Genomic DNA, 11,713 nt, shown 5'->3' with positions numbered 1-11,713 from the left:
CCTTCAGGCTGCTCTGTCGTGAACCTCGATCGTCACGTGCGCGAGTTCATGTACCCCTTCCAGCCGCTTCCGGTACTCCATGACCGGTTTCGGCTCGGCGCTCAGGATCGAGATGATGGCGCCGTGATGTCCCGGCCCAAGCTGCCAGACGTGAAGGTCGATGATCTCATCATGCTCATTCTCGATCGCCGCGCGGACTTCGTCCGGCAGGTCTTCGCCTTCAGCGGCATAGTCCAACAGAACCGCCCCGCTGTCCCGCAGCAGGCCCCACGACCACCGCGCGATGACAAGGGCGCCGACGATGCCGATCACCGGATCCAGCCAGACCCAGCCGTAGCTGCGTCCCGCCAGCAGGGCGACGATCGCCATCACTGAGGTCAGCGCGTCAGCGAGAACATGGAAATAGGCGGCGCGCAGGTTGTTGTCGCGGTGACCGGCACGCGCGGAGCCGTCCTGATCATGTTCGTGCGCGTGGTCATTGTGATGATGGTGGTGATGCCCGTGTCCGTGATGATGGGCATGGTCGTCCTTGAGCAGCCAAGCGCTGACGAGGTTCACCACGAGGCCGATCACGGCCACCACGATCGCCTCGTCGAAGCTGATCGGCACGGGATTGCGGAGCCGCACGAAACTTTCCCAGCCGATCAGCAGGGCGACGATGGCCAGAACCGTGGCGCTGCCGAACGCGGCGAGATCGCCGAGCTTGCCGGTCCCGAAGGTGAAGCGCGGGTTGCGCGCATGCCTGCGGGCGTAGCGGTAGGCGAGCGCCGTGATCAGCAACGCCGAGGCGTGGGTGGACATGTGCCACCCGTCCGCGAGCAGCGCCATTGAGCCGAAGACCGTTCCAGCCGTGATTTCCGCGACCATCATGGTCGCGGTGAGCGCGATCACCAGCCAGGTGCGCCGCTCGTTGCGCGCGTGGTCCTCGCCCAGAAAGACATGCTCGTGCGGACCGACGGTGGCGGTGTCTCGGCTCATTTCAGGTGCCTTCTCATGACCTCGATCAGTTCCGCCGCTCCGGAGCTTCGGAGAGCGTCGCTCTCCGCATCGACAACGTGATTGCGCAGGTGATCCTCGAGCAGCTCGACAACGAGGCCATTGGTCGCCCCGCGAACCGAGGCGGCCAGGTTGAGGATCTCGGCGCAGGACGCTTCCACCTCCAGCGCGCGTTCGATGGCTTCCATCTGGCCCTTGAGACGGCGGACCCGGGCGAGGAGCTTCGATTTTTTCTCGACGGAGTGACTCATGGGATAGGAGCCTACCCTATACTATCGACCTTCACAATGCTTCGACTTCAGCAAGTGCGATGACCATCCATGCCGACCGCTCGGGAAACCATCCTCGCCGCGCTGCACGCGCGGCTCTCGGCGCTGGCCGCTACCGCCTTGCGCGGCGAGGTGCTGCCCGAGCGCATACCACCCGATGGCCTGCTGATCCTGCGCGATGGCGAGCCGGGCGAGCCGGAGGTCACGCTGTCGCCCCTGCGCTACCACTACCAGCACCGCGCCGAGATCGAGGCGGTCGTTCAAGGCGCGGCGCGTGACGTCGCCTTCGACACGCTGACCGCCAGCATCGGCACCGCGCTCGCCGCCGACCGTACACTGGGCGGGCTCTGCTACTGGGTCGAGGCCGAAGCCCCGCGCCCGGTCGATCTGCCGGTCGAGGGCGCGGCGAGCCTGAAGGCCGCCGTGATCCCGGTGGTGCTGCACTATTCCACGGCCGACCCGCTGGCCTGACCCAACGACCACAGGAGACGACGATGGCACGAGCCCAGGGGGCGCGGGCGCTGATGGCGCTTGCGTTCGAGACGACCTATGGAACGCCGCCCGCGAGCGGCTTCAGACGTATGCCCTTCGCCAGCTCCTCGCTTGGCGCGGAGCAGCCGCTCTTGAACTCCGAGCTGCTGGGATACGGCCGCGATCCGCTGGCGCCGATCAAGGACGCGGTGACGGCGGACGGCGATGTCGTCGTGCCGCTCGACGCCGAGGCTTTCGGATTTTGGCTGAAGGCCGCCTTCGGCGCGCCCACGACCACCGGCGCGGAGGCGCCGTACAGCCACGAGTTCCAGTCGGGGTCCTGGACGCTGCCCTCGATGTCGATCGAGACCGGCATGCCGGAGGTGCCGCGCTATGCGATGTATTCCGGCTGCGTCCTCGACCAGATCACCTGGCAGATGCAGCGCTCGGGCCTGCTGACGGCAACCGCGCGGCTGGTGGCGCAGGGCGAGACGGTGGGCACGACCACGAGCGCCGGAACGCCCGCCGCGCTGGAGCTGAAGCGCTTCGGGCATTTCAACGGAGCGATCACCCGGAACGGGACGGCGCTCGGCAACGTGGTCTCGGCCGAGATCACCTATGCCAACAATCTCGACCGGATCGAGACCATCCGGAACGACGGCCGCATCGACGGGGCGGACCCCTCCATCGCCGCACTGACCGGCCGGATCGAGGTGCGCTTTGCTGACCAGACGCTGGTGACGCAGGCCATCAACGGCGAAGCCTGCGAGATGGAGTTCGCCTACGTTCTGCCCTCGGGCGAAAGCTTCACCTTCACCGTGCACGCCGTCTACCTGCCGCGCCCACGGATCGAGATCTCCGGGCCGCAGGGCGTGCAGGCGACCTTCGACTGGCAGGCCGCGCGCGACGGCGTCATCGGCCGGATGTGCACCGCAACCCTGATCAACGACATAGAGGTGTACTGATGCTCACGCTCGACCTGACCAACGCCCCGCACTGGCACGACCTGGCGCCCGGGGTTCGGGTGCAACTCCGCACGCTGACCACGGCGCTGATGGTGGCGACCCGCAGCGATCCGGCCGTCGAGGCCGTTCCGGAGGAGGCTTCCGACGAGGAGCGCGCGGTCGCCTTCGCCAAGGCTCTCGCGCGGCGGGCGGTGCTCGCCTGGGACGGCATCGGCGACGCCGACGGCAATCCCATCGACCCGAGCCCCGAGGCCATCGACGCGCTGCTCGATGTCTGGCCGATCTTCGAGGCCTTCCAGCTCACCTACGTCTCGAAGGGCCTGCTGCTGGAACAGGAAAAAAACGCCTCTGCGCTCTCGCCGAATGGTCCTTCGGCGGGGGCGAGCGATACTGCCAGGCCTGCGCACCCTACGAGGGCCGCGAGCAAGCCTGCCCGGACTGCCCGGCGCGGCTGAACCGTCCGGAAACGCCGGAGGGCTGGCAGGTCTGGGACCTGGTCGGCCGTCTCGGTGGTCAGCTTCGCGTGCTGCCGGGCGCGGTGATCGGATGGGACATGTCGGCAGCGCTGGCGCTCGGTGATGCGCTCGGCGTGCCGCCGCTCGCCATGGCCGAACTGCTGCCCGTCATCGAAGCGGTGATGGTCGCCAAGCTTAACGAACAGATGGAACGACCTGATGGCTGAAAAGCGAGTGTCCGTCCGCCTCGCGGCCGTGGGCGGGCGACAGGTGCGCGCCGAGCTGGAAGGCGTGGGTGAAGCCGGGTCGCGCGGCTTCGGGCGGCTGAGCCGGGAGATGGAAGCGGCCAACGCCCGGCTCGCGGCCTTCTCGCGGCGGGTGCGCGTCGCTGCCGCCGCCGCCGTGGCAGCCGCTGCCGCCGCAGGCGTGGCGATGATCCGGTCCGGTCTGCAGACTGTCGATGCGCAGGCCAAGCTGGCGCAGTCGCTCGGCACCACCGTCGCCTCGATCCAAACGCTCGAGCGTGCGGGCGAACTGGCGGGCGTGTCGATGTCCGGCATCGAGCAGGCCACCAAGGATCTGACGCGTCGTCTCAGCCAGGCGGCCGCCGGGACCGGTCCTGCCGCCGACGCGCTGGACCGGCTGGGACTATCGGCCAGCGAGCTTATCGCCCTGCCGCTGGACCAGCGGGTCGGGGCGATCAACGCGGCGATCGAGAGCTTCGTGCCCGCCGCCGAACGTGCCGCCGTTGCGGGCCAGCTCTTCGGCGAGGAAGGCTCCATCGCCATGTCGCGGATCGACACCGCGACGCTGCGCCAGGCGACCGAGGACGTCCTTGCCTTCGGAGTGGTCGTCTCGGAGCAGGACGCCGATCAGATCGAGCGGACGAACGATGCAATCTCAAGGCTCGGCCTCATCTGGCGCGGGCTGTCGAACCAGCTGGCGGTCGCAGCGGCTCCGGCGCTGGAAGCGGTCGCGAATGCCATGGCGGCAGTCGCCAGCCGCACCGGGCCGCTCGGCATCGCGATCCGCGGTCTCTTCGACAACATCGGCCGCCTGACCACCTATGCCGCCACCTTCGCGGCGTTGCTTACGGGACGTTGGGTGGCTGGCATGGCCGCTGCTGCCCTTTCGGTCCGTGGCCTTGCCACGGCGCTCGTCGTCCTGCGAGGTGCGCTGATCCGCACCGGCATCGGGGCGCTCATCGTCGGCGCGGGCGAACTCGTCTACCAGTTCACCCGGCTCGTCTCCGGTGCGGGTGGGTTCGGCGAGGCGATGTCGCTCCTGAAGGACCTCGCGGTCGAGGTCTGGGAACGCATCAGGATGGGCGCCGCAGCGGCGGGTGCCGCCGCCACAGCGATGTTCTTCGACCTGAAGGCCGATGCGGCGTCGGGCATGCAGAGCGCCATCGAGAGCGTCGTGGGCTTCGGCAACACCGCCGCGAACACCTTCGAGGGCGCCTATGAGGCGATCAAGGCGATCTGGGGCCTGCTGCCCGCGGCCATCGGCGATCTGGCGTTCCAGGCGGCGAACAGCTTGGTCGACGGCGTCGAGGCGATGCTGAACGGCGTCGTCTCGCGCATCAACGGATTCATCGGCGGCATCAACCAGGGGCTGGAAGCGCTCGGGTCGGAGCGCCGCATCTCGCTGGTGCCCGACCTCGACCTCGGCGAGATCGAGAACCGCTTCGAGGGCGCGGCCAGCGCCGCCACGACGGCGGCGCAGGCGGCGTTCGACCGGGCCTTCGAGGACAACCCGCTCACCGCGCCCGATCTGGGCCTGACCGACGCGGCGAACCGCGCGCTCGAGTCCGCGAACCTCTATCGCGGAGCCGCACGCGATCTGGCCGAAGGGGCTCGTGCGCCGCTCGAAAGCTGGCAGGCTCTGCGCGACGCGGTGCGCGGCACCGACGAGGCGAGTGCCGATGCGTTGACCGAGGCCACCGCAGCGGCCGAGCGGCTGGAGACGGCGCTCGGCGATGCCGGGCGCGCTGCAACAGATGCAGGCGCGGCGGCCGGGGCTGCCGCTGATGCGGCGGGGCCCGCAACCGAGGCCGCCGTCACCGGCTGGCAGGCGGTCACGGCGGCGCTGTCCGACTACGCCAGCAAGGCCCGCGACATTGGCGGCGACATAGGCCAGAGCCTCGTCGGCGCCTTCCAGTCGGCGGAGAACGCCGTGGGCCAGTTCGTGAAGACCGGCAAGCTGAACTTCCGCGACCTGGTCACCTCGCTGCTGGCCGATCTCGCCCAGCTGGCGGCGCGACGTTTCATCCTTGGGCCGATCGCCAACGCGCTCTCCGGCGTGTTCTCCGGTGCTGGCGGCATCTTCGCCAACGTCCTGCATGCGGGCGGGATGGTCGGATCCGCCGGACCCTCGCGGATGGTCCCGGCCATGGCCTTCGCTGCCGCGCCCCGGATGCATGGTGGCGGCATGCCCGGGCTTCGTCACGACGAGGTGCCCGCAATCCTGCAGCGCGGCGAGCGGGTGCTGTCGCGCCGCGAGGCACAGAGCTACGGCGCGGGCGGCGGGGTCAACGTCACCATCATGGCCCGCGACGCCGAGAGCTTCCGGCAGTCCCGCACGCAGGTCGCGGCGGACATCGCCCGTGCGGTGTCGCTGGGGCGGAGGGGCATATGATGACGTTTCAAGAGGTCCGGTTTCCCGACAACATCAGCCGGGGCGCGCGCGGCGGCCCCGAAAGGCGCACACAGATCGTCGAGCTCGCCTCGGGAGACGAGGAGCGCAACGCCAGCTGGGCCAACTCGCGCCGCCGCTACGACGTCGCCTACGGCATCCGCCGCGCCGACAATCTGGCGGCAGTGGTCGCCTTCTTCGAGGCGCGCAACGGGCGGCTCTACGGCTTCCGGTTCAAGGATTGGGGCGACCACAAGTCCTGCCTGCCGTCGCAGATACCGGGGCCAACCGATCAATCAATCGGCACCGGCGACGGCACGACGATCGCCTTCCAGCTGGTCAAGCGCTACGCCTCGGGCGCGCAATCCTGGACGCGCGCCATCGCCAAGCCGGTTGCGGGCAGCGTGCGCATCGCGCTGTCGGGCGTCGAGCAGTCCTCCGGGTGGTCGGTCGACACCGCCACCGGCGTCGTCACCTTCAGCGCCGCGCCGGGTTCCGGCGTTGCGATCACCGCGGGCTTCGAGTTCGACGTGCCCGTTCGTTTCGACACCGATGCGCTCGACGTGACGCTCGACCTCGAGCGGCTCGGCTCGATCACCTCAATCCCGCTTCTGGAACTCCGCCGATGAAGACCCTCACTCCCGCCCTGCAGGCCCATCTCGACGCCGGCACGACGACGCTCGCCTGGTGCTGGCGGATCGCGCGCGCCGACGGCGTGACCTTCGGCTTTACCGACCACGACCGGACGCTCAGCTTCGACGGGACGAACTTCGAGCCCGAGAGCGGGCTCACGGCGTCCGAGGTCCGCTCCGGCTCGGACCTCTCGGTCGATGCGCAGGACGCCGAGGGCGTGCTGACCTCCGACCGCATCATCGAGACCGACATCATGGATGGCCGCTGGGACAACGCCGAGGTCGAGGTCTGGCGGGTGAACTGGTCCGACACCGGCCATCGCGTCCTCATGCGACGCGGTGCCATCGGCCAGATCCGGCGCGGCCGGCTGGCTTTCGTCGCGGAGGTCCGCTCGCTCGCCCATGTGCTGGGCCAGACGGTCGGGCGGACCTTCCAGGCGGCCTGCGACGCGGCGCTCGGCGATGGGCGCTGCGGCGTCGATCTGGAGGACCCGGCCGTCAAGGGCACAGGCGCTGTGATCGATCTCCTGCGGGACCGGGCGTTCACCGCCTCGGGGCTCGGCGGGTTCGTTTCCGGCTGGTTCACCTTCGGCACACTGGAGTGGACGAGCGGCGCAAACGCGGGGCGGCGCACTGAGGTGCTGGACCATGACGTGACGGACGGCATCGCTGTGCTGACCCTGCTCGAAGCGCCGGTGCGTGCGATCGCCGAGGGCGACGCCTTCACCATCCGCGCGGGCTGCGACAAGCGGATGGAGACCTGCGGCGCGAAGTTCGCGAATACCCTCAACTTCCGCGGCTTCCCGCATATCCCCGGCCAGGACGCCGTGCTGCGCTACGCCACGAAGGACGGCGGCCACGAGGGGTCCGTGCTGTGAACGCCAATCCCACGCGCGTCATCGCCGTCGCGCGGTCCTGGCTCGGCACGCCGTATCACGACCAGGCGAGCCTTCGCGGCGTCGGCTGCGACTGCCTCGGGCTGGCCCGGGGCGTGTGGCGCGAGGTCGTCGGCCCCGAGCCGTTCCCGATCCCGCCCTACAGCCGGGACTGGGGCGAAACCGGCCCGCGCGAGGTTCTGGCCGAAGGCGCGCGGCGGATGATGATCGAAGTGGAACCGGCGGCAGCCGGTCCCGGCGCGCTGGTCCTCTTCCGCATGAAGCCCTGCGCCATCGCCAAGCATGTCGGGATCCTGACCGGCCCTGACAGCTTCCTCCACGCCTACGAGCGGCTCGGCGTGATCGAGGAACCGCTCACCCAAAGCTGGCGGCGGCGCATCGCCTTCGCTTTCCTGTTCCCGCAACGCTGAGACCTCGACATGGCCACCCTCGTTCTCGGCGCGGCCGGCGCCGCCATTGGCGGTTCGATTGGCGGCGCGATCCTCGGCGTGAGCGCCGCCACCATAGGCGGCTTCATCGGCTCCACCATCGGCTCGGTCGTGGACAGCTGGATCATCTCGTCGCTGGCGCCGACGCAGCGCATCGAGGGTGCACGTCTCGACACGCTGCGCATCACCTCGGCCACCGAAGGGGCGGTCATCCCGCGGCTCTATGGGCGCATGCGCATGGGCGGCAACATCATCTGGGCGACGGATTTTCGTGAGGAGACCAAGACCACCACGCAGGGCGGCGGCAAGGGCGGCGGCGGAGGAAAGGTCAAGACGACCGAGTATCTCTACTATGCCTCGTTCGCCGTGGCGCTCTGCGAGGGCCCGATCACCGGCATCGGCCGCATTTGGGCCGACGGCAAGCCCATGGACCTCTCCGGCGTCACCTGGCGCTGGTATCCGGGCGACGAGGCGCAGTCCGCCGATCCGTTCATCGCGGCGAAGATGGGGGCTGCCAGCACGACCGCCTATCGCGGCACCGCGTATGTGGTGTTCGAGGAGCTGGCGCTTTCCACCTATGGTAACCGCCTGCCGCAGCTCTCCTTCGAGGTGTTCCGGCCACTGGCCGATCCCGACACCGCCGAGGGGCTGACCCGCGCCGTCACCATGATCCCGGCCTCGGGCGAGTTCACCTACGCGACGCAGGCGATCCGCAAGACCGATGGCGGCGCGACGGTGCCCGAGAACCTGAACGCGCTCGCCGACTCCACCGACATGGTGGAGGCGCTGGACCGGCTGCAGGCGATGGCGCCTGCGGTCGAGAGTGTCAGCCTCGTCGTGGCGTGGTTCGGCGACGATCTGCGCGCAGGTTCCTGCGAGGTGCGGCCGGGCGTCGAGGTGACGGCCAAGTCGACCACGCCCGCCACATGGTCGGTGAATGGCGTCAGCCGCGCTAATGCCTTCCTCGTCAGCCGCGACGATCAGGATCGGCCCGTCTATGGCGGCACGCCGTCCGACTTCGCCGTGGTGCAGGCGATCCAGGAGATGCAGGCGCGCGGGCTACGCGTGACCTTCTATCCGTTCACCCTGATGGACGTGCCGCCCGGCAACACGCTGCCGAACCCGTATTCAGACAACGCAGCCGGGACGGGGCAGCCCGCGTTCCCGTGGCGGGGGCGGATCACCTGTTCTCCGGCGGCAGGTTTCGCCGGAACCGTGGACAAGACCGCCACGGCCGCAAGCCAGGTCGCGGCGCTGTTCGGCGCGGCCACGCCCGCCAACTTCAGCGTGGCGGGCGAGAGCGTCAGCTGGACCGGCACGCCCGGCGACTGGGGCCTGCGGCGCATGGTGCTGCACTACGCCCATCTCTGCGCGGCGGCGGGTGGGGTCGACGCCTTCCTGATCGGCACCGAGATGCCGGGGCTGACGACCATCCGCTCGGGCGCCAGCACCTACCCGGCTGTGCAGGCCTATCGGGACCTGCTTGCCGATGTGCGTTCGATCCTCGGGTCCGGCACCAGGATCGGATACGCGGCGGACTGGTCGGAGTATTTCGGGCACCAACCGGGCGACGGCAGCGGCGATGTGTTCTTCCACCTAGATCCGCTCTGGGCCGATCCGGAGATCGATTTCGTCGGGATCGACAACTACATGCCGCTCTCGGACTGGCGCGACGGGTTCGAGCATCTCGACGCGGCCGAGGGCTGGCCCGCGATCTACGACCGGGCTTACCTGCAGGCGAACATCGCGGGCGGCGAAGGCTTCGACTGGTTCTACGCCAGTGCCTCCGACCGAAGCGCGCAAGACCGGACTCCGATCACCGATGGCGCGGCGGCCAAGCCGTGGGTGTTCCGCTACAAGGATCTGCGCGCCTGGTGGTCGAACGCGCATTACGACCGCCCGGGCGGGGTGGAGAGCGGGACACCGACCGCATGGGCGCCGCAGTCGAAGCCGATCTGGTTCACCGAGCTCGGCTGTCCGGCCATCGACCGGGGCACCAACCAGCCCAACGTCTTCTTCGACCCGAAATCGTCCGAGAGCTTCACGCCGCATTTCTCGCGGGGCTGGCGGGACGACGCGATCCAGCGGGCCTATCTCGAGGCGACGTATCTCTGGTGGGGTGACGCCGCGAACAACCCGGTTTCATCGGTCTACGGCGGCCGGATGGTGCATGTGCCGGAATGCGCCGCCTGGACCTGGGACGCGCGACCCTATCCGTTCTTTCCCGCGCTGACCGACGTCTGGACCGACGGCGCGAACTGGCGGCTCGGGCACTGGCTGACCGGGCGGCTCGGCGCGGTGTCGCTGGCCGCACTCGTCCGGCACCTCTGCCTGCGTGCGGGGCTGGTCGAGTCCCGGATCGACGTCACCGGGCTTTGGGGCGCAGTGGAGGGCTACGCCATCACGGCGCTGGAAAGCCCGCGCGCCTCGATCACCACGCTGTCGCGCCACTTCGGCTTCGACGCGGTGGAAACCGAGGGGGTGATCCGCTTCGTGATGCGCGGCCGGGCGTCTGTCGCCATCCTCGCGCCCGACGATCTGGTCGCCACCCGCGAAGGCGACGTGCTTGAACTGACGCGCGGCCAGGAAACCGAACTGCCGCAGGCGCTGAAGTGGCAGGTCGCCCGCGCCGACGAGGACTACGACGCAGCCCTCGTCGAGGCGCGGCGCATCACCGTGGACACCACGCGCATCGCCTCCGAGTCCTTCCCGATGGCGGTGCCGCCCGAGGAAGCGGAACGGCGCTGCCGTCGCGCGCTGATGGAGGCTTGGGTGGGCCGGGAGACGGCGGCGTTCCGTCTTCCGCCGTCGCGCCTCGCGCTCGATCCGGCCGACGCGATCCAGCTCGCGCATGACGGGCGGCTGGTCGATCTGCGGCTCGTCTCCATCGCCGACGCCGAGGCGCGCGGGATCGAGGCGGTCCGCCAGGACAGGGCGACCTACGATCTGCCGCCCGGCGATCCCCGCGCGGCGTCATTGACGCGCGCCGTCGTCTTCGGCGCGCCGGACGCGGTGCTGATGGACCTGCCGCAGCTCACCGAGGACCAGCCCGCACACCGGCCACTGGTCGCCGCGCACGCCGTTCCCTGGCCGGGCGAGATCGCGGTGTTCCGCAGTCCGTCGACCGACGGCTTCGAACTGCTCACCAGCTTCGGCGGCCGCGCCCGGATCGGGGCGATGGTGTCGGACCTCTATCCTGGCCCCACCTCGCGCTTCGACCTCGGCAACTCGCTGGTGGTTGATCTGCTGACCGGCACGCTGGAAAGCGTCACGGACCTGACCCTGTTCGGCGGCGCCAACGCGCTGGCGATCGAGAGCGCGCCCGGCGTCTGGGAGATCGTCCAGGCGGGCGCGGCCGAGCTGCTGGCGCCCGGCCGGTATCTCCTGACCCGGCTCCTGCGCGGTCAGCGCGGCACCGAGGGTGCGATGGGCAACCCCGCGCCGGCGGGGGCGCGGGTCGTGGTGCTGGACGCGTCGCTCGCATCGCTGTCGATCGCTGAGGCCGATCTCGGCATCCCGTGGAACTGGCGCATCGGCCCCGCGAGCCGCCCGGTCAGCGACGAGACTTACGTCGCGCAGGCCTTCGCGCCCGAGGGCATCGGACTGCGTCCGTTCTCCGTGGCCCATGTGGAGCAGCCGTGGCGCAAGCCGCGCACGCCCGGCGACCTGACAATCCGCTGGGCACGGCGGTCGCGCGCGCTCGCGGCGGACAGCTGGGGCGGGCTTGAGGTGCCGCTGGCCGAGGAACTGGAAGCCTACGAGGTCGAGATCCTCGACGGCGCCGCGGTGAGGCGGGTGCTGTCTGCGACCATGACCCGCTCGGTCTACACCGCCGCCCAGCAGACCGAAGACTGGGGCACGCCGCTCGGACCGGGCGACACGCTCGACGTCCGCATCTTCCAGCTCTCCGCCCTCGTCGGGCGGGGCGCGCCCAAGACCGTCACGCTGATGCTCTGAAGGCCATCCC

At 69.8% G+C, this 11,713-nt stretch carries 11 protein-coding genes; 9 read left to right on the top strand and 2 right to left on the bottom strand.

The window, feature by feature from the left end:
• Positions 1-3: 3 nt before the first annotated feature.
• A complete protein-coding gene (gene dmeF, locus JM664_RS00210) occupies positions 4-978 on the bottom strand; it encodes a CDF family Co(II)/Ni(II) efflux transporter DmeF (RefSeq protein ID WP_227417891.1) in 975 nt (324 codons plus the stop codon).
• Positions 975-1,247: a metal/formaldehyde-sensitive transcriptional repressor gene (locus JM664_RS00205; RefSeq protein WP_227417890.1), complete on the bottom strand. Its 273-nt coding sequence runs from the start codon at positions 1,245-1,247 to the stop codon at positions 975-977. Before JM664_RS00205 ends, dmeF begins: the two co-directional genes overlap by 4 nt.
• Before the next feature lie 69 nt (positions 1,248-1,316).
• On the opposite strand from JM664_RS00205, the gene JM664_RS00200 reads away from it, so the two are divergent.
• The 9 genes from JM664_RS00200 to JM664_RS00160 all read left to right on the top strand — a co-directional run bounded on the left by JM664_RS00200 (position 1,317) and on the right by JM664_RS00160 (position 11,703).
• Positions 1,317-1,736 carry an acyl-CoA transferase gene (locus tag JM664_RS00200; RefSeq protein ID WP_227417889.1) on the top strand — a complete coding sequence of 140 codons (420 nt, stop codon included), beginning with the start codon at positions 1,317-1,319 and terminating at the stop codon, positions 1,734-1,736.
• A 23-nt stretch (positions 1,737-1,759) separates the two neighbouring features.
• Positions 1,760-2,701, top strand: coding sequence for a phage tail tube protein (locus JM664_RS00195; protein ID WP_227417888.1), 942 nt, complete (start codon positions 1,760-1,762; stop codon positions 2,699-2,701).
• Positions 2,701-3,156 (top strand): hypothetical protein, encoded by a 456-nt coding sequence (locus JM664_RS00190; RefSeq protein ID WP_093359488.1) that lies wholly within the window; start codon positions 2,701-2,703, stop codon positions 3,154-3,156. The genes JM664_RS00195 and JM664_RS00190 overlap by 1 nt, the downstream gene beginning before the upstream one ends.
• A gap of 68 nt (positions 3,157-3,224) precedes the next feature.
• Positions 3,225-3,383, top strand: a complete 159-nt coding sequence (locus tag JM664_RS00185) for a DUF7697 family protein (protein ID WP_227417887.1) — start codon at positions 3,225-3,227, stop codon at positions 3,381-3,383.
• Positions 3,376-5,793 carry a phage tail tape measure C-terminal domain-containing protein gene (locus JM664_RS00180; protein WP_227417886.1) on the top strand — a complete coding sequence of 806 codons (2,418 nt, stop codon included), beginning with the start codon at positions 3,376-3,378 and terminating at the stop codon, positions 5,791-5,793. Before JM664_RS00185 ends, JM664_RS00180 begins: the two co-directional genes overlap by 8 nt.
• On the top strand, positions 5,793-6,419 hold the full coding sequence (locus JM664_RS00175; RefSeq protein WP_093359485.1) for a DUF2460 domain-containing protein: 627 nt from the start codon (positions 5,793-5,795) through the stop codon (positions 6,417-6,419). The genes JM664_RS00180 and JM664_RS00175 overlap by 1 nt, the downstream gene beginning before the upstream one ends.
• The gene (locus JM664_RS00170) at positions 6,416-7,300 is read left to right on the top strand and encodes a DUF2163 domain-containing protein (protein WP_093359484.1); all 885 of its coding nucleotides are present in this window, start codon (positions 6,416-6,418) and stop codon (positions 7,298-7,300) included. Before JM664_RS00175 ends, JM664_RS00170 begins: the two co-directional genes overlap by 4 nt.
• The gene (locus JM664_RS00165; protein WP_227417885.1) at positions 7,297-7,728 is read left to right on the top strand and encodes an NlpC/P60 family protein; all 432 of its coding nucleotides are present in this window, start codon (positions 7,297-7,299) and stop codon (positions 7,726-7,728) included. The genes JM664_RS00170 and JM664_RS00165 overlap by 4 nt, the downstream gene beginning before the upstream one ends.
• Before the next feature lie 9 nt (positions 7,729-7,737).
• On the top strand, positions 7,738-11,703 hold the full coding sequence (locus JM664_RS00160) for a baseplate multidomain protein megatron (protein ID WP_227417883.1): 3,966 nt from the start codon (positions 7,738-7,740) through the stop codon (positions 11,701-11,703).
• Positions 11,704-11,713 lie beyond the last annotated feature (10 nt).

This window comes from Roseitranquillus sediminis (genome assembly GCF_016918935.1).
Lineage (GTDB): Bacteria > Pseudomonadota > Alphaproteobacteria > Rhodobacterales > Rhodobacteraceae > Roseitranquillus > Roseitranquillus sediminis.
The sequence above is the reverse complement of the archived record's forward strand: the minus strand, read 5'-3'. Positions and strand labels throughout refer to the sequence as shown.

Bases quoted from the DNA above. Each gene is read 5' to 3' on its own strand.
- dmeF (WP_227417891.1), bottom strand. From the start codon at position 978: ATGAGCCGAGACACCGCCACCGTCGGTCCGCACGAGCATGTCTTTCTG.
- JM664_RS00205 (WP_227417890.1), bottom strand. From the start codon at position 1,247: ATGAGTCACTCCGTCGAGAAAAAATCGAAGCTCCTCGCCCGGGTCCGC.
- JM664_RS00200 (WP_227417889.1), top strand. From the start codon at position 1,317: ATGCCGACCGCTCGGGAAACCATCCTCGCCGCGCTGCACGCGCGGCTC.
- JM664_RS00195 (WP_227417888.1), top strand. From the start codon at position 1,760: ATGGCACGAGCCCAGGGGGCGCGGGCGCTGATGGCGCTTGCGTTCGAG.
- JM664_RS00190 (WP_093359488.1), top strand. From the start codon at position 2,701: ATGCTCACGCTCGACCTGACCAACGCCCCGCACTGGCACGACCTGGCG.
- JM664_RS00180 (WP_227417886.1), top strand. From the start codon at position 3,376: ATGGCTGAAAAGCGAGTGTCCGTCCGCCTCGCGGCCGTGGGCGGGCGA.
- JM664_RS00175 (WP_093359485.1), top strand. From the start codon at position 5,793: ATGACGTTTCAAGAGGTCCGGTTTCCCGACAACATCAGCCGGGGCGCG.
- JM664_RS00170 (WP_093359484.1), top strand. From the start codon at position 6,416: ATGAAGACCCTCACTCCCGCCCTGCAGGCCCATCTCGACGCCGGCACG.
- JM664_RS00160 (WP_227417883.1), top strand. From the start codon at position 7,738: ATGGCCACCCTCGTTCTCGGCGCGGCCGGCGCCGCCATTGGCGGTTCG.